The organism is bacterium, from assembly GCA_023150945.1.
GTDB lineage: Bacteria > Zhuqueibacterota > Zhuqueibacteria > Zhuqueibacterales > Zhuqueibacteraceae > Coneutiohabitans.
The window spans coordinates 1-25,223 of the sequence record JAKLJX010000032.1 but is presented as its reverse complement, the minus strand read 5'-3'; the positions used below and the strand labels follow the sequence as shown (position 1 = coordinate 25,223).

Here is a 25,223-nt window from a genome sequence, read left to right as displayed (position 1 = left end):
TATCGATCTACCGTGCGCGAGGCAGTTTTGCGACCGGCCGGATATCCACGAGATGGCGGTTGCCGGCTTTTCTGACTTGCAAGAGGCGGGAGCCTTTCCCTTCGCCCATCTTGCGCAGGCGTACGGCAATGCGAAATCTCTGGCTGAGATGATCCCGCATTTCTTTTGCCAGCTCAAGGGCACGCACGGAAAGCAATTCGACGCCCTGTGACATGCGAGGCGCGCTAACATAGGCATTGACCGCCGGTGCGCCAAAAAGGCCGGCGTCATCGCGGCCGTGCAGAAACTGGAGCACGGCTTCATGAATGGCGGCGAGCGGCAGAGTTTCGCGCATGGGAAACTCCCGAAAGGTCAAAACGCCGGCGTTGAGCATAATCAGAACTCCACGAGCCGCATTTACTCGAAACGATGAAACGCCTGCCAACGAAACACAGTCAATCCCAAATCCGTCCCGAACCAGACCAGCTCCCGGTCGAGCGCAATGGCATTGACGTGATCATCGATCAAACCGTCCTCGGTGGTGTATTGCTTCCATTCCCGGCGCTCGGGATGATATTTGAACGCGCCGTTGTTGGTGCCGGCCCACACCACCTCCGGCCCGGAGACGAGGGCGTAGATTTCCGCGCCGCCCAGCGAGTTGCGCGCCGGCGCGGTCAGCCACTGCTGATGCACGACCTCCAGCGCCTCGACGCCCCAGTTGGTGCCGAACCAAACCAGCGAATCGTAATATGAAACCGCATAGGTGATGACGCGGCCCGGCCCGTTTTCGATATCGGTGAAACCGCCGTTGTCTTTGGCCATGTCATACACGAACGGCCCTTGATCGGTGGCCGCCCAAAGCAGATTTTCCTGGCGGTCGAGATCATGCACGCGCACGTGCCGCAGCATGTCCGGCAGCACTTCGCCGATGCCCAGCGAGTCTCGGCCGATCGTGCCGAGCACGATGCGGTTCAATCCCAAATCCGTGGCGGCATAGAGATAATTTTCATAGATGACAAGATCGTTGACGCGCGGGCTGGCCAGTCCATCGAGCGAAAGCAGACGTTGCCAGCGGTCTTTTTGCGTGTCGTAGATGTTGATGCCGTTCTCGGTGGCGCAGTAGAGTTTGTCGCGGTCGAAGGCGAAGCTGTTCACCTCGTCGCTGCTCATGCTGAAATTGTAGCGCGCGTCGTAGTAGCGCCAATCGCGGTTGTCGGAATTGCCGGCTTGGGGATCGCGCCAGTAGGTGATGCCTTCCAATGATTCATCGGCCGGCTGGCGGAGGGCGTTGCGCACGCCGCCGATCCACAAACCGTTGTCATCGAACAGCAACGCATCGACGCGCTGGCTGGCGAGGCCGGTGCTGATGAGCTGCGCCTGATCGACATTGAGATCCACGCGCAGGGCGCCCAATCCCCAAGTACCGAGCCACATGTTGCCCCAGCGGTCCTGGCTCACGCCGGTCACGCGCGCCTGGCGCAGATGACGATCCTGCACCAAGCCACGGGGATCGAAGAGATAACCGGCGGGCATGAAGAAATGTGGAAATGGCCGGGGCCGGGGGGAGCGGTCACCAAACCACACGACACCGCTCTCCGGCACTTGGCCGCCAGCCGGTTGAAAGAAGCTGCCGAATTTGTCCTGCCGGAACAGCCGGCCCGAGCTGGTTTCGAACCAGTTGCCGTTGTTGTCGAAGCCGAGCGAGACGAACTCTTCGTTTTCAGAGACGCCGATCTCGGTCTTGCTGAAGTTGGTCCAGCGCAAGGAAGCGGGATGCTGCCGGCTGAGACCTTTGGCTGTGGCGCACCACAATGTGCTGGTGATGTGATCGAATCCAACGGCGATGATCCGGTTGTCAGCGATGCCGTCGCTGGTGGTGTAAGGCGCCTGCCAGGTGCCGCGCAAAATATCATAGCGCGCGATGCCGGTGGTGGTGCCGAAGAAAGCCTGTTCCGGACTGGCGGCCACAGAGCTGACATAGCGATTGACGCCGTAGCTCACCCAATCACCGGGGCGATAATGATCCCGCGCCGGAAAAGCGAAGGGCATCATAGCCGGAAGGGCAAGCGCACCCAACAGCAACAGACCGGTCAAGCCGAGGTGAAAGCGTGTCATGTATTTCTTTCCCGTCAGGGATGAGGGCGGCGCTGATTGTTCGGTGGGAAGCTAGGAGAATTGCGGTAAAAATCAACGTGCAAATTGGCGGGCGCGCCGACCTTTATGCTTTGATGTTGTACCGTTGCAGCTTGCGATGCAGATTGGCGCGGTCGGTGCGCAGGCGCCGCGCCATCTCACTGACGTTGCCGTCGGTCAAAGTAAAGAAGCGCGACAGCAGCTCGTATTCGAATTTCTCCAAACGGTCGCGCAAGGGAATGTCCGCCGTGGTATCCAGCAAAGCATAACCAAGATCGCCGGACGTTGCGGCGGGCACAGCCGGAAACGGAGAGGACGCGGCGGCGAGAGCAGGCAGGGCTTGCTGCACATGGCCGGCGGTGATGGCCGGCTCATCGTTCATGATCATCAAGCGCTCGATGATGTTGCGCAGCTCGCGCACGTTGCCCGGCCAGTGATGCCGCATCAACAGATCGGCGGCCGCGGGGGTCAAGGTTTTGGCGCGGCGGCCGTAGGCCGCGGCGAGCTGGCCGAGAAAATGCGCCGCCAGCAGCGGCAAATCCACCAGCCGGTCGCGCAGCGGCGGCACAGCGATCGGAATCACCGAGATGCGAAAATACAAATCCTCACGAAAACGGCCGGCGCTGATTTCCGCATCCAGGTTTTTGTTGGTGGCAGAGATGACGCGCACATCGAAGCGGATGGTTTGTGTGCCGCCCACGCGCATGAGTTCGTTTTGCTGCAACACCCGCAAAAGCTTGGCCTGGGTGTCGAGCGACATGTCGCCGATTTCATCGAGAAAAATCGTGCCGCCGTGGGCTTGCTCGATCAATCCGATCTTGCGCCGCGCCGCGCCGGTGAACGCGCCTTTTTCATGGCCGAACAGCTCGCTCTCGATCAGCTCGCGCGGAATGGCGGCGCAGTTGACGCGCACGAATGGCTTGTCCTGGCGCAGGCTCTGCCGGTGCAGCGCTTCGGCGACCAGCTCCTTGCCGGTACCGTTCTCGCCGGTGATCAGCACACGCGCCTCCGCAGGCGCGGCCTTGCTGATGGCCTGGCGCAACTCGAGCATAGCGGGCGACTGGCCGATCATCTCGCCGGTCACGCCCGCGCGCTGCCGCAGCGTGTCGCGCTCAGCCTCGAGCTGCAGGCGTTCGGCGAAATGCCTGACCTCGAGCACGACGCGCTCCGGCTGCAGCGGTTTTTCGAGCAGATTGTAGGCGCCCAGCCGCGTCGCCTGCACGGCCAGGCTGATATCGGCATGCGCGGAAATCATGATTACCGGCACCGCGAGGTTCTGCTCGCGCATGCGCTGCAATACCTCGAGGCCGCTCAGGCCCGGCAGGCGCAAATCGAGAAAGATCAAATCGGCCGGCTGCTGCACCAACAGCTCGAGTGCTTCTTCTCCGCTCGCGCACGCCAGCGTGACGTGGCCGAGATCGGAGAGCAATCCGCTCAGCGTACTGCGGATGTGAGGTTCGTCATCGACGATGAGAATGTGAAGCGGCATGCAGAATGCAGTATTGGTGTGAGGGTCAATTACTACTCTTACTCTTACTCTTACTCCTACTCTTACTCTTACTCTTACTCCTACTCTTACTCCTACTCTTACTCCTACTCTTACTCCTACTCTTACTCCTACTCTTACTCCTACTCTTGCTCCCACTCCTATTCGTTCTCAACGAAAAAAGGCGAGGAGGAGCAAGAGTAAGAGTAGGAGCAGAAGCAGGAGTAATCCTACGCAGCGACGCCGTTGGCATGATTCGACAGCATCTGCCGAATCTGTGCCGCGGCCGCCTGCCGGGCGCGCAACTTGAGAATGACCTTGTCCGCTTCAAAGCGGCGTTCCAGCACGTTGGCCATCTCGTGCACGCGCGCGAGCTTGGCCGGTTCGGAGAGCGGCAGCTCGGCCTCGAATTCCACCGCGCCGGCAGCGGCGAAATCATTGATCCAGCGCTGCAAATCCCCCAGGAACATTTTGCGTTGCGCCGAGACAAAGATCGCCGGCGCATATTCCTGCTGCAGGCGCTGCAGCAGCCCGTCTTCCGGCAACAGATCGACTTTGTTGAAAACGTGCAGCACCGGGTATTCATGAAGCTGCATCTCCGTGAGCACGCTCCGCACCGTGGCGATTTGTTGTTCGACCTGCGGATGCGTGACATCGATAACATGCAGCAGCAGCGAGGCCTCGCGCAACTCATCGAGAGTGGTTTTGAACGAGGCCACGAGATGATGCGGCAGTTTGCGGATGAAGCCCACCGTGTCAATGAGCACCACCGGGCCCACCTCTTTTTGATAGCCATTTTGCGGCCAGCGCAGCGCGCGCACCGTCGAGTCGAGCGTGGCGAACAAACGATCCTCGACGAACACCTCGGCTTCGGTGAGGGCATTCAACAGCGTCGATTTGCCGGCGTTGGTGTAACCCACCAGCGCGGCTTTGAACACGCCGTCGCGGTGCTGGCGGCGCACGGCGCGCTGCCGGTCGATCTTTTTCAACTCGCGGGAGAGATGAGCGATGCGCTGGCGCACAATGCGGCGGTCGACTTCGAGCTGGGTTTCACCCGGCCCGCGCAGACCGATACCGCCAACCTGCCGGGAGAAATGGCTCCACATGCGCGTCAAGCGCGGCAGCAGATACTCCAACTGCGCCAACTCGACCTGGGTGCGCGCCTCGCGGGTGCGCGCCCGGCGCGCAAAGATGTCTAGAATCAAGCCGCTGCGGTCGATGACCTTCTTTTCGAAAAGCTCTTCGAGATTTTTCGCCTGGCCCGGAGAGAGATCGTCATCAAAAATGACGACGTCAATGTCCTGCTCGGCGACCAGAGTGGCGATGAATTCGGCTTTGCCGCGGCCGATAAAAAAGGCTGGGTCGATCTTGGGGCGGGAGTGAATAATGGTTTCGACAATATCGGCGCCGGCAGTGTCAGCCAGCAGCGCCAATTCCTGCAAAGAATCCTCGACGGCGACGCGGGAATGGCCATCCGTGGTAAATCCCACCAACAGCGCGCGCTCGCGCCCACGGGTCTGGGTTTCATACATGATGTTTTTGACTGCCTCCTTGAGAATTGTGATTGTGCCGGTTTGGGCCGCGTCTTGATTCGCGGCAAAATCTCACACTCTGCCTGCCCCCGCACAGCCGTGCGGCCGTTCCTCCGCGGGTCAGATCACTCCCGCCTTCTCCTGCGGCACTCCGGCGGGAGAGTGTTGGCTCGCAGTGCCGGCGGTCACGCTGCTGCGATAAAGCAGCATCTCGACGATCATCGCGAGGAGGGCGGCGATCAGGAAAATCTGCCACAATTCGGAGCCGTAACGCGCGGATAGGATTTGCTCTCGCACATTGCCTTCGCCGGACAAGAGTGCGAGCGTGGATACCCCGGCCGCGGCTGCCAGCGCGCTTTCAGCAAGGGGCGCCGTGCTCAATTCCGCGGCATTGAAGTTGACTGCCCAGGTGTGCACCACCTCGCCGCGATCGCGCAACTGATAAAAGCCCGGCTCCGCCGTTTCCGTCACTCGCACTCGATAATTCTGCCCCGCCACCTGCACCGGCGTTTTCAGCAACTCGCCGGTGGGCAACTCCACCACCAATTCCTCCGCGGGCTGGCGCAGCACGCTGGTCAACTCAGTGCCGATCGTGGCCGCTGCCTGCAGATTGTCGCGGCTTTGCGCAAGATATACCACGCTGCGGTACAGCAACGGCGCAAAAATGCCCTTGAAGGAAAAATCCGACCAGCCCTCTTCCACCCCGGAAGTGAACAACAGCAAGCGGCCGCTGCCCACCTGGCGCTCGACCAAAAACGGTTGCTGGTTCGCATAGTCGATGATCGCGTTCGTGCCGGCCTGCAAACGCAATTGCACGGCAAAGCGAAACCTGGGGGAATCCAGCCGAGGTTTGTCGTCGCTGCTCTCAAACACGCCGTCGAAGAGCGGGTGGGAGAAATCAATGCGACCCAGTTGCATGAAGTTTTCCGGCTGGGCAATATTGCCGATGGTTTCGCCGAATGCGCCGAGTTCGAGGCGCGACAAGAGGGCTTCATTGTAGTGCCGCAAATCGACGTCGCTGCCCAGCAAAACGATCACACCGCCGCCGCTGTTCATGAAGCTGATCAAACGCTCGGCCACGCCGTCGGCAAAGCGGCTGACATTAGCAAGCACGATGCCGTCGTAATCCTGCAGGCGCTCTGCCGCCAACTCTCTGGTGGTGATCTCCTTCCAGCTTTGGGTGGCGGCCGGCGTGGCGGCGGCATGCGATTGCAGGGCGGCGCGCAGGAATACGAGATCAGCGGGCCGCTCACTCACCGCCAGCAGGCGCCGATGCGGCGGAATATAAAACGTGAAGAACTGCGCATTGTCGGCGGGCGAATCGTCGTCTTCCAGCGCCAGCCGGCCGCGCAGGAAGCCGGTGGTGTCAGGCACGGCGCGAAACGTCACCGCGCGCTGCGTGCCGGCGGGTACCTCCACGCTTTGCTGCGCCACGCGTTTGTCGTTGAGATAGAGATGCAGCAATTGGCTCTGCACGTCATGGGCGCCGTGGTTGGCCAGCGTGGCGGTGACTTCGAAGCTTTTGCCGCGCTCGAAAATCTGGTTGCGCAGCGTCGCGCCGCTGAGCGTCAGATTGTTGGCCAGCGGCCGGTCGTAGCGCACGAAGTATGCGCGCACGCCCGGCAGCGCGGGCAGCTCCGGCAATTGTGCGGCGCGGCCATCGCTGAACAGATAAATTTCACGATTGACGTTGCGCGATTTCTCCAGCAGCCCGCGGCCGAGGGCGAAGGCGCCGGCAAGATCGGTTTCCGCCCAGGTTTGCGGCAACGATTGCGCCGCTTCACGCAAGCGCTCGGCTTCCACCAACGGGCCGCCGGGCAGGAGCGCAGCCGGCTTGGCCGCGGTGATCAGGTAAATCTCATCACCGGTGGCAAAAAGATCCGCCATTTCCTGCACCTGGCGGCGCGCCGCAGCGAGAAACGAGACACCTTCCGGCGCGGCCGCCATGCTCAGCGAGTTGTCGACGATGAGCACCGCGGTGGTGCGGGCGCGTTGCGCCAGTGCCGCGCTGTTTTGCCGCAAGGTCGGCCGGGCAAAAGCGAGCACCAGCAGCGCCACGATCAACATGCGCAGCAGCAGCAACAGCAATTGCTTCAGCTTGAGCCGGCGGATATTCTCCCGTTCGAGGCGCTTGAGAAAGGCCAGAGTGCTGATCGCAACGACTTTGAGCTTGCGCTTGGTGAGCAGATGGATGAGCAGGGGCAGCGCGACGGCGGCCATGGCCCATAACAGAGCCGAATTGAGGAATCCAAACATAGTATGGGTGCGTTTCCCGCCTTTTGAAAACGCTTAACCGATTGCGAGTTCCATTTTTTTCAAACGGCGCCGAGAAACTATTCCACGACTTCCGGGCCGGCATGAGGGCCATTCCCCGGTTGCGCGCCCGGCCATGTACTTCCCTGGCCCATCAGTCAGGCAAATGCCATCACTCCGCCGCGCAGTGATTTCGCCCCGGCGGTCTGGCACGACGCAACATAGAACAACCCGCCGAAATTAGCAAGGATTATGGCGGATGGCCGCATTTCAGCTCCGTTTGCCGAACTGCTTGCGTGCCATCGCCGCCTTCGGCATCGCGGCCAGCGCGGCGGCCTCTCGAATAAACGCCGCAAATTTCCGCGGCCGCCAGTCCGCCATGCTCCTGATCGTCAATTGCCGCACTTGCTTGCCCTCGCCTTGCAGCAAGCCTCCAGGGTCGGAGAGAAAAACACCGAATTCAAAACCGAGCACGACGTGATCCTGCTTGGGCGCGAGAAAGGCGAAATAGTGGCTCTTGCCCTCGCCGCGAATGCGATAGCCGAGCAGCCGCCAGCCGGGATAAACTGCTTCGAGACAATGGGGAAGCGTTTGCTTGATGAGGCGGCGCAGGCGTTGCGCAAGGGCTTGCGTGGCCGGCGGAAAGACGGAGAGGAATTGTTCCGGTGTGACGCGGGTGGCGGCGTCTGGTTTGAGGGGAGAGCGTCTCGCCGGCGGTTGTTTAGGCATTTCTCGCAACCAGCTTCTTCAACAGACTCAGCGGACTGAAGCTCGAGCGTTTGCGCACCGCTTCCACCGGCAGCGGCTCCGGAATCTTGATGTCTTCACCGGCGAGCGCCTGGCGGGGATTGTCATGAAAGATGCGTTGCGCCGTTTCCTCGCCCCACATGTCGCGCACAATGCCGAAGCTGCTGCCGATGCGCATGGGCCGGCGGCCGGTGTTGTGGCCGTCGCTGCCGATGAAGTGAATCAACCGGCTGTCGAGCAGGGCCATGGCCAGCGCTTTGACGCCTTCGCCGTATTTGCCGTCCAGGCTGCCGGCGTTCAACTGCAACAGGGCGCCGCGCTGCACGAAGTCATAGGCGCGTTGTGGGTTCTTCAGAAAGCCGAAATTGCGTTCGGGGTGCGCAATGATCGGGATTTTGCCCTCGAGCACGAACTGAAAGAAGGTGTCATCTGCGCCGCGCGGAATGCCCTGCATCGGAAATTCCACCAGAAAGTAACGGCCGTTGTTGTTGAAGGTCGAGATTTCGTGGGACAGCTCCATCTCGGGCTGATAGAAGATTTCGGCGGCGAGATGCAGCTTCAGCGCCACCTTGGCCTGCAGCAGCCGTTGTTTCATTTCGGCAAACTTCGCGAGTATCTCCGACTCCAGGCGATACTGCGTGTTGTCGAGGATATGGTGGGTGACGGCCAGCTCGGTGGTGCCGGTGGCAACGGCTTGGGCAGCCATCTGCAGGGATTCTTCCCAGCTTTCCGAGCCGTCGTCAATCGCCGGCAACAGATGCGAGTGCATGTCTATCATTCTATGTCCTAACCGCAAACGTCCTGATGAGAATCTATCGAAGCTGCCGGCCGCGCTGCACGGAAACTCGCTTGACTGGGTAGTGGCGGTGACATTGGCCGGCCGTCAGGGCGCCGGTGGCGAGCCGGCGTGAATTGCGGCGGCGAAATCCCGAATCAGCGCGCCGCCGCCGGCTTGCTCGAACACGTTGCCCGTCACCACGAAAGCCGCGCCGGCGGCCACACATTTGGCGGCCTGCTCGGGCGTGCGAATGCCGCCGCCGGCGATCACCGGCACCTCGACATACCCGGCCACCGCCGCAATCATCTCCGGCGAAATCGCATGTTCGGCGCCGCTGCCGGCTTCCAGATACACCCACTGCATGCCAAGGTATTGCGCGGCCAGCGCCGTGGCTTTGGCGATGTCATGCTTGTCACGCGGCATCGGCCGGGTGTTGCTCATGTATTCGGCGGAGGTCATGCGGCCGGAGTCGATCAGCATGTAGCCAGTGGCGATGGATTCAATGCCGAAATGCCGGATGAGCGGCGCGGCTTTGACTTGTTCGCCAATCAGGTAGTTGGCATTGCGGCCGCTGATCAACGAGAGAAACAAGACCGCGTCGGCATGGCGGGAGAGTTGAATGGTGCTGCCGGGGAAGAGCAGGCATGGTATCTCCGTCGCGGCGCGAATCGCGAGGACGATGTCATCGAAATGCGGATTCAGCAGCATGCTGCTGCCGATGAGAATGGCGTCGGCGCCACCTTCACTGGCGGCGGCCGCCATGCCGGCGAGCTGGGTGAATTCCCACTTGTCGGGATCGATCAGGACAAAGTGGCCCGCGCCGCTCTGCGCGCGCACGGACAACAGGTAGTCGTAGACTTTGTGTGGGCCTTCGCGCTGGCGCCAAACACCGTCGCGCGCCGTGGCCGGGCGGTGAGCAACCGTCGCGCTGCCGCTGCCCACCTGAGATGCGGCTGGCCTAGCGATTGGTCATCTCCTGCAAGATTTTGGGTACCTGGTTCAGGGCTTCCTGCAAACGGTGCACGTCTTTGCCGCCGGCGAGCGCCAAATGCGGCCTGCCGCCGCCCGAACCGCCGGCTATGGCAGCAACCCGCTTGACGATCTCACCGGCCTTCAGCTTTTGCTGTTGAATCAAATCATCGGTGACCACGCACGCGAAGGTGAGTTTGTCGTCCATCACTGCCGCCAGCACGCCCACGCCGCTGCCGAGCTTTTCGCGCAACGTGTCGCCCATTTGTTTGAGATCGTCCGCGGTGTTCGCTTCCACCCGGGCGGTGACGAAACGAAAGCCGTTGAGAGGCATGGCGCGATTGGCGAGATCAACAATCTCCTGTTGCGCCAGTTTCAAACGCAACTGGCGCAGCTCGCGCTCGAGCGTCTTGCGTTCCTCCAGAAGCTGCCGCACGCGCTCGGTGACGTCGTCTTCATTGCTGTTGAGCAAGGCGCGCAGTTCTTCGGCCATGCGCCTTTCCTTGCGCACCAGCAATTCCGAGCCGCGGCCGGTGGCGGCCTCCAACCGGCGAATGCCGGCGGCCGCCGAGCCTTCGCTCAGCAGGGAAAACAGCCCCGCCTCGCCGGTGTGATGCAAATGCGTGCCGCCGCACAACTCCAGCGAAAAATCGCCGATGCGGACGACGCGCACGATGTCGCCGTATTTCTCCTCGAAAATCGCCATCGCGCCGAGCTGGCGTGCCTCGTCATATGGCATCTGGCTGGTGGTGATTTCCAGATCAGCGCGGATTTGCTCGTTGACGATGCCTGCAATGTCCTCGAGCTGGGCCGGCGAGATGCGCTCGAAGTGCGTGACATCGAAGCGCAGGCGCGCGGGAGCGACGAGCGAACCCGCCTGGGTGACGTGCTTGCCGACGGTATCGCGCAAGGCGCGATGCAGCAGATGCGTGGCGGTGTGATTGCGCGCCGTGTCGAGCCGCAACCGGGCATCGACTTGCGCCAGCACGCGGGGATTCTCGATTTGGCCGTACAGCAGCTTGCCGACATGCGCAATGTGTGATCCGACTTTTTGCACGTCGCTGACTTCGATCACGAAGCCCTCGCCCTCCACGCGGCCCTGGTCGCCGACTTGCCCGCCGGATTCCGCATAGAACGGCGTATGGGAGAGCGTGAACACCACGCGCTCGCCCTCTTGCTGCAAGCGCCGGATTTCAGCTTGCAGCTCGAGATCGGTGTAGCCCACAAAGCGCGAGGCGGCGCCGGCGGTCAGCTCGCGCCATTCATCCGGCTTCAGGCTGGTGTGATAATCCCATTTGCCGGCTTCACGTGATTTGCTCTTCTGCACTGCCATGGCGGCGTTGAAGCCTGCTTCATCCACCAGCAGGTCACGCTCGCGCGCCATGAGTTGGGTGAGATCGAGCGGAAAGCCGTAGGTATCATACAGGCGAAAAGCATCTTCGCCCGGAATCTTGTTCTTCTTTTCCTTGTCCAATTTGGCGACGATGCCGCTGAAAATCTCCAGTCCACGATCGAGCGTGTGATTGAAGCTTTCCTCTTCGGCTTTGATCACCCGGCTGATGTATTCGTGCTTGTCGTGCAGCTCCGAGAACGTCTCGCCCATGACCTCCACCACCGGCTGCACCAGTTTGTAAACGAAGGGCTCGTGCATGCCGAGTTTTCTGCCGAAGCGCGCGGCGCGGCGCAGAATGCGGCGCAGCACGTAACCGCGGCCTTCGTTTGAAGGCAGGGCGCCGTCGCCGATGGCAAAGGTCAGGCAGCGAATGTGATCGGCCAGCACGCGATGCGGCATGCCGTTCTCGAAATCATAACCCTTGCCGGAGATCTCGCTGATCGTTTCCAGAATCGGCGTGAAGAGGTCGGTGTCGTAGTTCGATTGGACTTTATTGAGCACAGCGAGCACGCGCTCGAAGCCCATGCCGGTGTCGACGTGTTTGGCAGGCAATTCAACCAGCGTGCCGTCGGCCTCGCGGTTGTATTGAATGAACACGAGATTCCAGATTTCCATCACGCGCGGGTCGCCGGCATTCACCAGGCCGGCGCCGGATTTGTCCGGGGTGAGATCGATGTGAATCTCCGAGCACGGGCCGCAGGGGCCGGTTTCGCCCATTTCCCAGAAGTTGTCCTTCTCGCCGAAGCGCTGAATACGATCGCTCGGCAGGCCGGCGATTTTGCGCCACCATCCCGCGGCTTCGTCATCCGTTTTGTAAATCGTCGCGTACAGGCGATCCTTCGGCAGACCCCATTCTTTGGTGAGCAGCTCCCACGCCCAGGCAATGGCCTCGGCCTTGTAGTAGTCGCCGAAGGACCAGTTGCCGAGCATCTCGAAGAAGGTGTGATGATAGGTGTCGAAGCCGACGTCTTCGAGATCATTGTGCTTGCCGCTGACGCGAATGCACTTTTGCGTGTCGGCCGCGCGCTTGTAGTCACGTTGCTCGGTGCCGAGAAAAATGTTCTTGAACTGGTTCATGCCGGCGTTGGTGAACAGCAACGTCGGATCATCCAACGGCACCACCGGCGCGGAGGGAACGATGGTGTGACCCTGCCGCTTGAAATAATCGAGAAAGGACTGCCGAACGGCTTTGGACTTCATGTGAATATCCTGAATTGTATGTCCCAATCATTGATTTCTGTCTTTGCGCGTTTCCCGGCGCGTCCACCAGACCAAGTAGATGCCGGTCAGAGCCACCGGTGTTATCATCACGGTGAAGGCCATCTCACTGGTCATGACTCATCTCCTTGCGAGTTATCTTCTGCTTTGGGCAGGTGCCAGAGACTGTAACTGAGCCATGGCATGATCACCAGCAAAACCAAAACAACGCCCACCCAACCCGCCGCCAAGGTAAACTGGAAGCTCAATTGACCAACAATACCCGGCAAGATCACCGCCGCAACAATCAGTACAGTTACTTTCTCAAAAAAACCGAGCCAGAACTTGTAAACTTCCGTTTGGTTGTCGGGGTGACTTCTGCTCATTGCCCCATGCTCCCTCACCAAGCGTTCCGGTCACGCCGCCGGAATGGTTGTTTTTCGGCAGTGTGACCAGAAACCCACGAGCTTCTACGGCCTTCTCGCGTCAGCACCAAGCGCCGCTCTTGCGGAGCGGGAATGGGATTGCCAAATTCCCTGCAGGTTTATCTTTTCTTCGACGCCGTCTTTTCGAAATATATGATGACTGCCTCTCACTTTCGTCAAACCCCAGGCGCAAGAGCAAAAAGCCGTAGATCGCCAAACGAAATGGCGGCGTCCGATTTGCCGCGCAGTATTTCGAACAGGAGCTGCTCGAGTTTGCGCACTTTGCGGCCAAATCCCAGGGAACTCTCGAATCCTACCCTCCGGAATCATCTTCACGCAACTCCTGCCACAGCGGCGTCGCCCGAATCGTCTCCCAATCAAATCCTCGACGTTGCAGAAAGTCCGCAAGTTTTTGCCGCGCCTTCCGCGGCGGCAGGGCCGCAAGTTTCTTGCGCTGCTTGTCGGCGAGCTGGTTCGCCAGCGTCAAGGTTGCGCTGTCGGTGAAAACCTCATCGAGCGCAGCGGCAATGATCTCGGCCGCGATGCCCTTTTGCCGCAGCTCGACGGCCAGCCGTTCCCGACCCATCGGACGGTTGCGCAGCCGGCTTTGAATGAACGAACGCGCAAAGCCGGTGTCGTCAAGATAATGCTGGCGCCGGCATTCGGCAAGCGCGGCGGCCACAATCTCCTCATCAAAACCAGCCTTGCGGAGCGCGTCGTGCAGCTCTTTCTCACTGCGGCTGCGCAGCGCCAGCAGGCGATAGGCCTTGGTCAAAGCCGCTTTGAGCTTTTCTTCGCCGTTTTCGAAGAGATTGGACTGACGGCCGCTGGAGGAAATCATGTTTGCTCTCGCGGGAATTTGTGAAGTTCCAACGGCACGTGGGACGGTTCACAAGATTCCAGACAGCCGCTACTTCTTCGCCGGTGCTGCTGCCGCTGGAGCGGGCGCCGCGGGCTTGGCTGATTTGCCGGCCTCGGCGGGGGCCGCAGGCTGGGCCTCTTCCTTGATCAACCCCACTGCCTTGCGCACTTTGAGCTCGAGGTTCTTCTTCACCTCGGGATTATCAACCAAATACTTCTTCAGGTTCTCGCGGCCTTGCATGCGGTCTTCACCGACGGTGAACCAGGTGCCGCTTTTCTCGATGAGCTTCAAATTGATCGCCAGATCGGCGAGATCACCCTCGGAAGAGATGCCGGTGCCGTACATCAGATCGAATTCCGCTTCCTTGAAGGGCGGCGCCACTTTGTTCTTCACCACCTTGACTTTGGTGCGATTGCCGGTGGCGTTGTCGCCGTCCTTGATCGAGGCGATGCGGCGCACATCCAGGCGCACCGACGCATAAAACTTGAGCGCGCGGCCGCCGGTGGTGGTCTCCGGACTGCCGAACAGCACGCCGATCTTTTCGCGGATCTGATTGATGAACACGACGCAGACGTTGGTGCGGCTGATGGCGCCGGCGAGCTTGCGCATGGCCTGGCTCATCAAGCGCGCTTGCAGGCCCATCTGCGCTTCGCCCATTTCACCTTCGATTTCGGCCTTGGGCACCAGCGCCGCCACCGAATCAATCACCACCACGTCGAGCGCGCCGCTGCGCACCAGGGTTTCCGTGATCTCCAGCGCTTGCTCGCCGGTATCGGGCTGCGAGACGATCAGGTTGTCCACGTCGACGCCCAGGTTCTTGGCATAGTGGGCATCGAGGGCATGCTCGGCGTCGATGAACGCCGCCACGCCGCCCAGTTTCTGCCCCTCCGCGATGATGTGCAGCGCCAGGGTGGTCTTGCCGCTGGATTCCGGCCCGTAGATTTCCACGATGCGGCCGCGCGGCACGCCGCCGATGCCCAGCGCGGCATCGAGGGAAATCGAGCCGGTGGGGATGACGTCGATTTGAACCTTTGCGCGCTCATCACCCAGTTTCATGACCGAGCCTTTGCCGAACTGCCGGTCGATTTGCTGAATGGCGAGATCTAGCGCCTTGAGTTTTTCATTTTTCTCCACTCATCCCTCCAGAGATGTTGAGGTGATTGAGACTGGTTGAATTGGGATTCCGCGCGCGACAAAATGACGCTGGCACTGCGCGTCCGCCACACGTCACCTGCGGCTCGCGTTCGTCGTACTGCCGAGCGCAAAGCGCTGCAGCGCCGTGTAGACCGCACCTTCCCGCTGCAGCACGCTTTGCATGAGCACGAGTTCTTCGCAGGCCAGCTCGCGGCTGGGAAAAGGGTGATTCATCATTTCCTTCACCGCCGCTTCGGCCCGACCTGCACGCACACGGCCGAGCGTCACGTGCGGTGAAAAGGCCCGCTTCTCCCGCGCAAATCCGACTTGATGCAGCGCGCGATCCACTTCCTCCGCCAGTTTAACGAGCCGGCCATGCGGGTCATTGAGTCCGACCCACAAAACTTGCGGCCGCTGCGGATTGGGGAAAGTGCCGGCGCCGGCAACTTCACAAGTGAAGGGGGCAAACTGCCGGCAAACCTCTGCCAGCGCCGCCTGAATCGCCGCGATTTTGACCACCGGCGTTTCACCGAGAAACTTGAGCGTGAGGTGAACCTTTTCCGGCTTCACCCAACGCACGCCGCTCTCCAACTCGCGCAGCGGCGCGAGGTAGGCCGTCAGTTCTGCCGCGATCGGGGGCGGCAGCTCGAAGGCGACGAATAATCGCAGCAGGTCGCTCATGCGCGCGCCTCCGGCAACGCGCGATAGAGCAGGCTCAACGCCAGCGTGCTGAAGCGTTCTTTGTTGAACAGCCGGTCGGTCGTATAGATCACGTGCCGGGCCGTCACCTTTTCAGGCGTGGCGACCGCGGCCCACACCAAACCGACGGGCTTGTCCGCGCTGCCGCCCGCCGGTCCGGCAATGCCGGTGGTGGCCAGGCCGTAGTCAGTCCCGCAGCGCTGGCGAACACCGACCGCCATGGCGCGCACGCAGGCTTCGCTCACCGCGCCGTGCTGGGCAATTACTTCTTCCGGCACGTCGAGCAACGCAGTTTTGGAGGCATTGCTGTAGGTCACCAACCCGCACGCAAGGTAATCTGAACTGCCGGGAATGTTGGTGAGGCGGTGCGCGATCAGTCCGCCGGTGCAGGATTCGGCAACCGCCAGCGTGGCCTTGTGCTCGCGCAGCTTTCTGCCAACTACTTCTTCGAGAGACTCATTGTCGTAACCGTAGACATGTTTTCCCGCTTTGGCAAGAATGCGCGCCTCGGCCTGGCGAACGGCATGCTCGACTTCTTCGGCGGTGCGGCCGGTGACGGAAATGCGCACGTTGACGCCGGAGAGGCTTGCGAGAAAGGCAAGCTTGCCGAATTGTTCGAGTTCACTGACCGGCGCAAGCAGTTCGGCGAGTGCAGATTCGCCGATGCCGTGCGTTCGGATCGTGCGATGGCGGATGATCACCTCGCCCGCCCATCCCCGCAAACGCGGCAACAGCGGCCCGGAAAAGATGTTCTTCATTTCCGCGGGCACGCCGGGCAAGACCACGCCGTGCTTGCCATCCTTTTCAAAGAGCAATCCCGGCGCGGTGCCGATTTCATTCCACAACACCTGGGCGCCTTCCGGTACGTAGGCTTGTTCGACATTCACCGCCGGCATGACCACCCCGCGCTTGGCGAACAGCTCCTGCACATGCTGCAGCACTTTTTCGTCGGTCACCATGCGGCGTGCGCCGATGAACTCCGCTACAACTTTTTTGGTGACATCGTCGTGGGTCGGACCCAGCCCGCCGGTGAGCAGAACGAGTTCGACGCGCGCCCAGGCTGCGGCCAGGCTGCTCAGAATGTCATCGTGGCGGTCGCCAACGGTGGTAACGCAGCGCAGCGGAATGCCGACGTGGCTCAGTTGTTCGCCCAGCCAGGAAGCATTGGTATTCACGACTTGCCCGATCAGCAACTCATCGCCGATCGCGATGACCTCTGCGACCATTCAAAGTCCTTGCTAACATGGGAAGAGCATCCCTCCGCAAATGTTCCACTCTCGGCTGAGCTGGGGTTGCCAAAACTCCGAGTGTCGTGGCGCCTCCGAGGATTTTGAGGCAACGGCTCAGGCGTTGCAGGAACATTCCCATCAATGCCTGTTCGAAGATGTTCCAACCTCGGCTGAGCCGAGGTTTCGAAAACTTCGCGTGCCGTGACAGCTCAGAGAGTTTTGAGGCGGCAACGGCTCAGCCGTTGCAGGAACATTTTCTCAAAAATTTGCGATCGTGGACAGACACCAAATGCCCAATTGCATCATTTACAGTGCAGCCGGTGATCTTGCGTAAGCGTCGGCCGCGCCGCCGTGCTTCAGGTCAAGATCCCTGCGGGGATGACGGCGGCCAACACGCGCAGGCTCACATTCGCATACACTCCAGCCGCCACATCATCCAAAACAATGCCCCAGCCGCCGTGGAGTTTTTCCACCTGCCGCACCGGAAAAGGCTTGGCGATGTCGAATACACGAAAGAGCACGAAACCGATCGCAATGGTGAGCGGGTCGAGTGGAACGAAGGCCAGGGTCACCGCCATGCCGATCACTTCATCGATGATAATTTCGGAGGGATCGGTTTGCCGGCGGGCGCTGGCCACGCGCTGAGCGGCCCAAACCCCGATCAGCATCAGGGTGAGGACGGCGGCGGTGAACCAAAGTGGTGGAAGATAAGTCGGAAAGCAGAGAAATGCAAGGGCGGCGGCGAGGCTGCCGGCAGTGCCCGGTGCGACGCGCAGACGGCCAAGGCCACCGACGGTTGCGATCAGATGCGCCAGGGTGTGGGAAAGGGGAGGCACCTTACTTGGCCAGGTTGCGGGCTGCAAAAATGCGAAAGAAGAAGTGGCCCAGGCTGCGCAGATGATGGCGGTTCTCGTAGAGATATTGCAGGCCGGTCACGACGGTGATGAGCGTGACCAGGTGCATCATCACGGGAATGATGTGGAAGGTTTCGATCCACTGCAACCAGGTCGGAGGATTGGCGCCGAGGAAATAGGATTCTGCAATCAGGTAAAGCATAATGAGGTAAATGGCGGCCATCTGGCTGGCGGTTTTCCATTTTGCGGACACGCTGGTCACCACCGGCTTGTTCTTGTACTGCGCATAAGTGCGCAGCAGCGTGATGAGAATGTCGCGCGCCGCAATCGCAGCCACCATCCACATCGCGACGTATTGATAGAGCGCGAACGCGAAGAAGGTCGACAGGGTGAGAATCTTGTCTGCCAGCGGATCCCAAAACGCGCCCCACGCCGACATGTTGCCGGATTTGCGGGCGAGGTAGCCGTCATACCAGTCCGTCAATACCGCGATCAGAAAGACACCCAAAGAGGCGAAGCGATACGCCAAGCCCGCCGGAAACAGCAACGCGACGACCACGGGCGCCAGCACCATGCGCGTAATCGTGAGGACGTTGGAGACGGTCATGGTTGGCCTCAACAGTTGATGGAAAAGCCCAGCCTGTTTTGCAGAACGGGGAACTTCATTGCTCTACCACGGTACCCGGCCAGTGAGGGCGCGGGACAATGTGACTTCGTCGGTGAATTCCAGATCGCTGCCCACCGGCAGGCCACGCGCCAAACGGCTGATCTTGACGCCCAGCGGCTTGATCAAATTGAGCAAATAGATCGCCGTGGCCTCGCCCTCGGTGTTGGGATTGGTGGCGAGGATCACTTCCGCCACGGCTGGCTGCGCCGCCTGAATTCGCTGCAGCAGCTCACGCATGCGCAAATCATCTGGGCCGATACCGTCCAGCGGTGAAAGCGCGCCGCCCAGCACGTGATACAAGCCGCGGTGCTCGCCGGTGTTTTCCAGCGCCAGCACGTCGTTGGCCTCCTCCACCACGCAGATCACTGTATGATCGCGGCCCGGGTTCGCGCAGATCACGCAGGGATCTGATTCCGTCAGATTGAAACAGCGCGAACAGTGCAGCACTCTCTCCTTCAACGCCAGCAGCGCTTGCGCCAACGTCTCGACGTCCGCGCGCTGGGATTTGAGCAGAAAGAAGACCAGCCGTTGCGCAGTCTTGCGCCCGATGCCCGGCAGCTTCGACAGCTCGAGCACTGCCGTTTCGACACTGCGCGAGAGGTATTGCATCTCACAGCCCCGGCATCTGCAAGCCGCCGATGACCTGGCTGAGCATGCCGCCGGTGACTTTGTTCATCTCCGTCATCTCGACTTCCTGCGCCTTGACCAGCGCCTGATTCAAGGCAGCCACAATGAGATCCTCGAGCATTTCTGTATCGTCAGGGTTGACCACTTCCTTCTCGATTTTCAACTGCAGCACTTCCCGCCGGCCGTTCATCACCACGGTGACCATGCCGCCGCCGGCTGTGCCCTCCACCTGCAGGCTGGCCAGCTTTTCATGCGTTTGACTGATTTTTTCTTGCAGCACTTGTGTACCTCTGAACAAATCACCCATGCTGGAACGGCTCATTACTGTCTCTCCTGGTATTTTCAAGAATTCAGACCAGCTTCTGCCAGAGCAACGGTGAGCGCTCGCTCAAGCCGGCATTGCGACGCGCCCGGCGAACGCAGAATTCCCTCGGCCATGCAGATGAAATGTCAGTCCTTCACCTTTTGGGCTGGCAGCGGATCAACTCGCCATCCAGCGCCTCAACCAGCTTCTGGGCCACCGGGTAGTGCTCGAATAACATCTTCAGATTCTGTGCATTGTCGGGACTGACTGCGATTTTCGCTGCGCCGTTGCTCACCGGAGCGCTGGTGACACCGGCCGGCGCGGCCGGCGCGACTGGCTCGGCTGTTTCCGCCGGTGGTGGCGCCGGAAGAGGCACGGCACCATTCTCCGTCTTGCGGCAAATGATGCGCACCGAGTAACCGGTCTCGGCCTGCACCACTTTCTGAATGATCGTCTTCTGATTGTTCACGGAGTTGAGGTGAAAGCCATTGCAGTTGCTGCCGAAGCTCAACTCCAGCGCGCCCTCGTGCAGTGCGGTCGGTGCGCCCATTTCCAAAAACGATCCCAGTGAGATCTTCTCACCCTTGACGCGCTCGAGGATTTGCGGCCAGGACTGTTGAATCGCCTGCAACGCAGCCGCTTCGTTCTCGATGTGCGCCGCCAGTGGCAGCACCGGTTCCTTCGCTTTCACCACCGGCACGCCCTGCACGCGCGCCAACAGTCCGGAGTTGAACAAGCCGCCGGCCGCCGGGGTGGGGGCAGCCGGTGTCGCCGCCGCCGGCATGGCCGCGAGTTTTGGGCTAATCTGCGGAATCACAGCGATGCCTTCCAGGCGCGGCACGGTCACAGGCTCGGCGGCGGCAGGCTCAGCCGCCACCACGGTGACGCCCTCTGCCGCTGTCTGTGACGCCGGCTTGGCCGCGGCGCCCGGCGTGGTTTTCGGAGCGGAGCCGCCGCCGGCATTGTCACTTGCGCCGGCATGCACCATGCGCAGCAGACACATTTCCAGCAGCACGCGCGGATTGGCGGCGCGCGCCAGCCGCGCTTGCGCCTCAGTGACGAGCTGTATGCTGCGCATCAGTTCGGGTTCATTTAGGGCATGCGCCGCGGCGCTGTAACGCTCGGCGTAGTTCTCCAATCCCACCAGATGGCTGGTGCCGGCGGTGACGCGGGTGGTGAGGATGAAGCTGAGATGCTCGGCCAGACGTTCGAAGAATTCACCGAGATGAATGCCGGCATTGTGAATCTTCTCGCTGAGCGCGAGCGCGCGGCGGGCATCACGCGCGACGAGCGCATCGCTGCATTCAAAAAACAAATCCTGGTCGATCAAACCGAGCAGCCGGGAGACGTCTTCCTTGGTGACCCGGTCACCGCAATAGGAAATCACCTGGTCGAGCAGGCTCTGGCTGTCACGCATGCTGCCTTCGGCGCGTTTGGCAATGAGATGCAGCGCCGCTTCCTCGGCTTGCACCCCCTCGCTTTGGCAAATCATCTTGAGCTGGCCGGCGATTTCGCCGATTGGCACACGGCGAAAATCGAAGCGCTGGCAGCGGGAGAGGATGGTGGCCGGGACTTTGTGGATTTCAGTGGTGGCGAAGATGAACAGCACATGCGAGGGCGGCTCTTCGAGGATTTTCAACAGCGCGTTGAAGGCCGGCTCGGTGAGCATGTGCACTTCGTCGATAATGTAAATCTTCTTGCGGCTGCCGGCGGGCGCGAAGCGGGCATTATCGCGAATGTTGCGGACTTCATCGATACCGCGGTTGGAGGCGCCATCGATTTCGATGACATCCATGCTGCGACCGGCGGTGATTTCTTCGCAGTTACTGCATTGGTCGCAGGGCGAGGTGGTGGGGCCGTGCTCACAATTCATCGCTTTGGCCAGCAGTCTGGCCATGGTGGTCTTGCCCACGCCGCGCGGGCCGGTAAACAGATAGGCGGAGGCGACACGGTTCTGAGTGATCGCGTTTTCAAGCGTGCGGGTGACGTGTTGCTGCGCGACGACGGTGGCAAACTGTTTGGGCCGCCATTTGCGCGCGAGCACAAGGTATGACATGAGAACTCCGAGCCACGATGCGCTGGTCGTCGATCATGTTTTGCGAGTCGTTAAGCCGAGCGCCTCCTGCCCGGCGGGAGGCGGGGGAGAAACCGGCGTGCCTTCAGGTACTGGACTTCTGGGCTGCGCTCGCTTGGACCATTCGAGGGATGACATGACCTCCTCCCTGACACGCGGTTGATGGGCGCTGCGTTGCGATTAAAAAGGCCAAGGTGCCCCGCGGCACATCTTTGCATTGCTTACCGTTGCTGCCTTCCGGCCCTGGCGGGGTTCGGCACGCGCCGATTGCGCGGGCCTTGGCCATTTCATGCGTGGTGAAGATTGTCGTTGGTAGGATGTAGAAGCGTCACCAACCGATTAAGACGTGCCAGACAATTGCTTTTTCAGGTGGCGCAAAATAACCATTGAGTCTTTGAAAGGCAAGGGATTTTTGGCAGGCACATTGGAAGCTGGCGGAGAGGGTGGGATTCGAACCCACGGTAGCGCTTGTGGCACTACACGCGATTTCCAGTCGCGTTCCTTCGGCCTCTCGGACACCTCTCCGGCGGTCGATAGGGCTCGCACGAAACTCGATAGCACATACCTTTCTGAATCCCGGAAGGGTGCCCGGCAGACATGATTGCCCCCCTTTCGCAAGGAGACTGGCATGGCGCGCGGGGATTTGTGCGTGATGGGATTCGCGTGCGAGGAATTTTCGTCGCGGAGAGGGGGGGATTCGAACCCCCGATCGACCTTTAGGGCCGATAACGGTTTTCGAGACCGCCGCCTTCAACCACTCAGCCACCTCTCCGTGGTCGATGAGCGTATGTCGAGAAGTCGATAACGCAGAGCTTTTCAAACACACTTGCTGGTGGAGCAGAGCGGGATCGAACCGCCGACCTCCACGTTGCGAACGTGGCGCTCTCCCAGTTGAGCTACTGCCCCAGCAAACAACCGCGCGCGCTACCGTCCGGCACACTCCTCAAAACTCGTCCGGCGTGGTATCCTCGCGCAACTTCTGAAAAAAGGCCTTGAGTAGGCCCTGGCATTCCGCCTGTCTGATCGCAGGCACCAACTGCACCGGCGGCCCAAAGGGATTGGTTGACATCACGTTGACCTTGGGCACCGAGCCGCAGCCGCCGAAACGCGGGTCTTCCGCACCATAGACGACTTTCACAATCCGCGACAATAGAATGGCGCCGCAGCACATCGGGCACGGCTCGACGGTGGTATAAACCGTGGCACCATCGAGGCGCCAACTGGCTTGGCTGGCGGCCGCCGCGGTAATCGCGATCATCTCGGCGTGCGCCGTGGCGTCCTGCAGGGTCTCCGTCAAATTGTGGCCACGACCGATGATCTTGTCCTCAAAAACGATGACGGCGCCGATGGGAACCTCGCCCTTATCGAGCGCCTTCTCCGCTTCTTTGATGGCAAACTGCATCCAATGGTCGTGTGTCAAGGCTGCTTCATCCTCTATTGCATCGGCGGCAAGTGATAGGGACATGCCGAACAACGCCGAAAGATGGCGAACGACACTTTGACGGTGCACCTGGCAACACCCAGAGTGCTCGATAAACAAAGAAGACAAGAACGATTTCTTGTCTTCCCGTTGAGCCGATCTTGTACGCCCGGAAGGACTTGAACCCTCAGCCTCTTGGTCCGTAGCCAAGCGCTCTATCCAGTTGAGCTACGGGCGCATGGAGCCGCAATATATGAGAATTTCCACAAAAGTCAATTTCAAATTTGCGGCGTGGTGGCGCATACGGGACTCGAACCCGTGTTACCGACGTGAGAGGCCGGTGTCCTAGACCGCTAGACGAATGCGCCGTCAATCAAGTACATTTCACAACATTTCACAAACGCGAAGCCCGACCATCAATTCCCAGCGGTCGGGACAGCCTGTTGCTGGGGAGCAGGGATTCGAACCCCGATTCTATGGTCCAGAGCCATATGTCCTGCCGTTGGACGACTCCCCAGTGCCTCAGCTTGCGAGCAGCGTCACGGCTTGGTAGAGCCGCTGCACGACTCGCTGTTTGCCCAGCAATTCCACAACTTCAAAAAAACTGGGGCTTACACCGAAACCGGTCAGTGCCAGCCGTGCCGGGTGAATCAGATTCGCCGCCTTGATCCCGAGTTGATCAGCCAGGGAACGCAAGCAGGCCTCGGTTGCGGCTGCGCTAAAATCCGGCAGTTGTTCAAAGGCTGCTGCGAGCTGGCGAAGTTGCGTTGCCGTGCCTGCGCCCTGCCAGTGTTTTGCCCTGGCGCTCTCATCGAAAACAACCGGCGCCGCGAAAAAGTAAGCACCAAAGGTGGCGAACGCCGGAATCGTTCTGACCTTGGGCTTGAGCAGCGTGACCACGCGGTGAACGTAGGTCGAATCACGCAGCAGGTTCTCGTCAAGGTCACTTCGTGCCTGGCGCAGCGCAGCAATGACCATCTCCTCGAGCCGTGCCGCGTCGACGTGGTCGAGGTATTCGCCGTTCATCCACTCGAGCTTCTTCTCATCGAACACGGCGTTGCTTTTGGAAAGGCCGCGCAAATCAAACAGTTCGATCAACTCTTTCCGGCCGAGAATCTCCCGGTCATCACCGGGCGACCAACCCAGCAGCGCGAGGAAATTGAAAAGGGCCTCAGGCAGATACCCTTTCCGCGCATACTCGCCCACCGCCGTCGCGCCGTGACGCTTGCTCAATCTGGTCTTGTCCGGGCCGAGAATGAGCGGAAGGTGCGCAAACACCGGCATTTCCCAACCCAGGGCACGATACAGCAGTATCTGTTTGGGCGTATTGGAGATGTGATCATCACCACGCAGCACGTGCGTGATGCCCATGGCGTGATCATCGACCACCACTGCGAGGTGATAAGTCGGCTGGCCATCGGAGCGCAGGAGGACGAAATCTTCGATGCGGCTGTTGTCGAACGCTACCCGGCCATGCACCTGATCCTCCCATTCCGTCACGCCCTCGGGGATCGGCAGGCGGATCGCGAAGGGTTCGCCTCGCTCCAGCCGTGCCGCCTCTTCCGCAGCCGCGAGGCGCGGGAATTCTTCCCGATAGCGGAAATCCCGTTTCGCCTCGGCCGCGCGCTGGCGTGCGACCTCAAGCTCCGCCGCAGAGGTGAAACTGCGGTAGGCTTTGCCCGCGGCCAGAAGTTCATGGGCGATTTGCCGGTACTGATCGAGGCGATCGGACTGCTTGATCGGTTTCGCATCCCAATCCAGCCCCAGCCATTGCAGGCTGTCAATGATCGCCTGCGTCATCTCCTCGCCGGAGCGCTGTTGATCCGTGTCTTCGATCCTGAGAAAGAACTTGCCGCCATGCTTGCGGGCAAACAGCCAGTTAAAAATCGCCGTGCGCGCACCGCCTATATGCAAATAACCGGTTGGACTTGGTGCAAAGCGCACAACCACCATGCTGGCTTCCTGTTTCTCGTGATGCGAGCGGAGAGGCAGGGATTCGAACCCTGGGTAGCGCTTTTGGCACTACAACCGCTTAGCAGGCGGCTCCTTTCGGCCACTCAGGCACCTCTCCGGATTGCGCGGGGCGAAGCTGCGGCAGCCGACCTCCGGAAGCAACCACTGCCGATCGTGCATGCGGAGGGCGGGGGACTCGAACCCCCAAGGGTGATGAACCCAACGGTTTTCAAGACCGCCGCCTTACCAATTAGGTCTAGCCCTCCGGCTTCAAAAATTTAGCGGGGCAATATACAAATCAGCAAAGGTGGAGTCAATCTTTTTTTCAGGCTTAAAACTGCTGTTTTTTTGCAATAGCGGCTTGCTCACCGGCGTCGGCCGAACAGACTCAGCGCGGCCGCAGCAGGCAGTACGAGCTGCGCGGCGTGCCGCCCCCGTTGCCTCAAAATTAAATGTTACCCAAATTTGTGAGAACTGGGGTGATTTTGATTTATTGTTCTTTTGCTGT

22 protein-coding genes, 8 tRNA genes and 1 other RNA gene are annotated in these 25,223 nt (G+C 60.5%); all 31 read right to left on the bottom strand.

Annotation, left to right across the window (positions count from 1 at the left end; genetic code table 11):
* Nucleotides 1-7 precede the first annotated feature (7 nt).
* Nucleotides 8-334 carry a hypothetical protein gene (locus L6R21_25755; GenBank protein ID MCK6562609.1) on the bottom strand — a complete coding sequence of 109 codons (327 nt, stop codon included), beginning with the start codon at nucleotides 332-334 and terminating at the stop codon, nucleotides 8-10.
* A gap of 62 nt (nucleotides 335-396) precedes the next feature.
* Entirely contained in the window at nucleotides 397-2,094 is a 1,698-nt protein-coding gene (locus L6R21_25750) for a hypothetical protein (protein MCK6562608.1), read from the bottom strand.
* A 103-nt stretch (nucleotides 2,095-2,197) separates the two neighbouring features.
* Complete coding sequence (locus tag L6R21_25745) at nucleotides 2,198-3,601, bottom strand: sigma-54 dependent transcriptional regulator (GenBank protein MCK6562607.1); 1,404 nt, start codon at nucleotides 3,599-3,601, stop codon at nucleotides 2,198-2,200.
* Nucleotides 3,602-3,828: 227 nt separating this feature from the next.
* A complete protein-coding gene (hflX, locus tag L6R21_25740; GenBank protein MCK6562606.1) occupies nucleotides 3,829-5,130 on the bottom strand; it encodes a GTPase HflX in 1,302 nt (433 codons plus the stop codon).
* Nucleotides 5,131-5,250: 120 nt separating this feature from the next.
* Entirely contained in the window at nucleotides 5,251-7,386 is a 2,136-nt protein-coding gene (locus L6R21_25735; GenBank protein MCK6562605.1) for a BatA and WFA domain-containing protein, read from the bottom strand.
* A 267-nt stretch (nucleotides 7,387-7,653) separates the two neighbouring features.
* The gene (locus L6R21_25730) at nucleotides 7,654-8,112 is read right to left on the bottom strand and encodes a DUF1801 domain-containing protein (protein MCK6562604.1); all 459 of its coding nucleotides are present in this window, start codon (nucleotides 8,110-8,112) and stop codon (nucleotides 7,654-7,656) included.
* Nucleotides 8,105-8,908, bottom strand: a complete 804-nt coding sequence (locus tag L6R21_25725; GenBank protein MCK6562603.1) for a hypothetical protein — start codon at nucleotides 8,906-8,908, stop codon at nucleotides 8,105-8,107. Before L6R21_25725 ends, L6R21_25730 begins: the two co-directional genes overlap by 8 nt.
* A 105-nt stretch (nucleotides 8,909-9,013) precedes the next feature.
* Complete coding sequence (locus L6R21_25720) at nucleotides 9,014-9,850, bottom strand: geranylgeranylglyceryl/heptaprenylglyceryl phosphate synthase (protein ID MCK6562602.1); 837 nt, start codon at nucleotides 9,848-9,850, stop codon at nucleotides 9,014-9,016.
* 16 nt (nucleotides 9,851-9,866) lie between these two features.
* The gene (gene alaS, locus L6R21_25715; protein MCK6562601.1) at nucleotides 9,867-12,470 is read right to left on the bottom strand and encodes an alanine--tRNA ligase; all 2,604 of its coding nucleotides are present in this window, start codon (nucleotides 12,468-12,470) and stop codon (nucleotides 9,867-9,869) included.
* A 131-nt stretch (nucleotides 12,471-12,601) separates the two neighbouring features.
* Nucleotides 12,602-12,853: a hypothetical protein gene (locus tag L6R21_25710; GenBank protein ID MCK6562600.1), complete on the bottom strand. Its 252-nt coding sequence runs from the start codon at nucleotides 12,851-12,853 to the stop codon at nucleotides 12,602-12,604.
* A 352-nt stretch (nucleotides 12,854-13,205) separates the two neighbouring features.
* Complete coding sequence (locus tag L6R21_25705; protein ID MCK6562599.1) at nucleotides 13,206-13,733, bottom strand: recombination regulator RecX; 528 nt, start codon at nucleotides 13,731-13,733, stop codon at nucleotides 13,206-13,208.
* A 69-nt stretch (nucleotides 13,734-13,802) separates the two neighbouring features.
* Nucleotides 13,803-14,888 carry a recombinase RecA gene (recA, locus tag L6R21_25700; protein MCK6562598.1) on the bottom strand — a complete coding sequence of 362 codons (1,086 nt, stop codon included), beginning with the start codon at nucleotides 14,886-14,888 and terminating at the stop codon, nucleotides 13,803-13,805.
* Between the two features lie 93 nt (nucleotides 14,889-14,981).
* Complete coding sequence (thpR, locus tag L6R21_25695; GenBank protein ID MCK6562597.1) at nucleotides 14,982-15,569, bottom strand: RNA 2',3'-cyclic phosphodiesterase; 588 nt, start codon at nucleotides 15,567-15,569, stop codon at nucleotides 14,982-14,984.
* Nucleotides 15,566-16,813, bottom strand: a complete 1,248-nt coding sequence (locus L6R21_25690) for a competence/damage-inducible protein A (GenBank protein MCK6562596.1) — start codon at nucleotides 16,811-16,813, stop codon at nucleotides 15,566-15,568. The genes thpR and L6R21_25690 overlap by 4 nt, the downstream gene beginning before the upstream one ends.
* Nucleotides 16,814-17,172: 359 nt before the next feature.
* Nucleotides 17,173-17,652, bottom strand: coding sequence for a phosphatidylglycerophosphatase A (locus tag L6R21_25685; GenBank protein ID MCK6562595.1), 480 nt, complete (start codon nucleotides 17,650-17,652; stop codon nucleotides 17,173-17,175).
* Nucleotide 17,653: 1 nt separating this feature from the next.
* Nucleotides 17,654-18,277, bottom strand: a complete 624-nt coding sequence (gene pgsA, locus L6R21_25680; GenBank protein ID MCK6562594.1) for a CDP-diacylglycerol--glycerol-3-phosphate 3-phosphatidyltransferase — start codon at nucleotides 18,275-18,277, stop codon at nucleotides 17,654-17,656.
* Nucleotides 18,278-18,340: 63 nt separating this feature from the next.
* The gene (gene recR, locus L6R21_25675; GenBank protein MCK6562593.1) at nucleotides 18,341-18,946 is read right to left on the bottom strand and encodes a recombination mediator RecR; all 606 of its coding nucleotides are present in this window, start codon (nucleotides 18,944-18,946) and stop codon (nucleotides 18,341-18,343) included.
* Between the two features lies 1 nt (nucleotide 18,947).
* Nucleotides 18,948-19,286, bottom strand: coding sequence for a YbaB/EbfC family nucleoid-associated protein (locus tag L6R21_25670; protein ID MCK6562592.1), 339 nt, complete (start codon nucleotides 19,284-19,286; stop codon nucleotides 18,948-18,950).
* A gap of 136 nt (nucleotides 19,287-19,422) precedes the next feature.
* Complete coding sequence (gene dnaX, locus L6R21_25665) at nucleotides 19,423-21,324, bottom strand: DNA polymerase III subunit gamma/tau (protein ID MCK6562591.1); 1,902 nt, start codon at nucleotides 21,322-21,324, stop codon at nucleotides 19,423-19,425.
* A gap of 202 nt (nucleotides 21,325-21,526) precedes the next feature.
* Nucleotides 21,527-21,626, bottom strand: an RNA gene (gene ffs, locus L6R21_25660) — signal recognition particle sRNA small type.
* Between the two features lie 148 nt (nucleotides 21,627-21,774).
* Nucleotides 21,775-21,867, bottom strand: a tRNA-Ser gene (locus tag L6R21_25655).
* 157 nt (nucleotides 21,868-22,024) lie between these two features.
* Nucleotides 22,025-22,114, bottom strand: a tRNA-Ser gene (locus tag L6R21_25650).
* A 58-nt stretch (nucleotides 22,115-22,172) separates the two neighbouring features.
* A tRNA-Ala gene (locus L6R21_25645) sits at nucleotides 22,173-22,248 on the bottom strand.
* 37 nt (nucleotides 22,249-22,285) lie between these two features.
* Nucleotides 22,286-22,762 (bottom strand): nucleoside deaminase, encoded by a 477-nt coding sequence (locus tag L6R21_25640; GenBank protein MCK6562590.1) that lies wholly within the window; start codon nucleotides 22,760-22,762, stop codon nucleotides 22,286-22,288.
* Nucleotides 22,763-22,926: 164 nt separating this feature from the next.
* Nucleotides 22,927-23,000 (bottom strand) — tRNA-Arg (locus L6R21_25635).
* A gap of 54 nt (nucleotides 23,001-23,054) precedes the next feature.
* Nucleotides 23,055-23,130: transfer RNA gene (locus L6R21_25630), tRNA-Glu, on the bottom strand.
* Between the two features lie 78 nt (nucleotides 23,131-23,208).
* A tRNA-Gln gene (locus L6R21_25625) sits at nucleotides 23,209-23,279 on the bottom strand.
* 5 nt (nucleotides 23,280-23,284) lie between these two features.
* On the bottom strand, nucleotides 23,285-24,715 hold the full coding sequence (gene gltX, locus L6R21_25620; protein MCK6562589.1) for a glutamate--tRNA ligase: 1,431 nt from the start codon (nucleotides 24,713-24,715) through the stop codon (nucleotides 23,285-23,287).
* A gap of 28 nt (nucleotides 24,716-24,743) precedes the next feature.
* Nucleotides 24,744-24,833: transfer RNA gene (locus L6R21_25615), tRNA-Ser, on the bottom strand.
* 63 nt (nucleotides 24,834-24,896) lie between these two features.
* A tRNA-Ser gene (locus L6R21_25610) sits at nucleotides 24,897-24,981 on the bottom strand.
* A 4-nt stretch (nucleotides 24,982-24,985) separates the two neighbouring features.
* A partial coding sequence (locus L6R21_25605; protein MCK6562588.1) for a hypothetical protein occupies nucleotides 24,986-25,223 on the bottom strand: 238 nt, incomplete at its 5' end.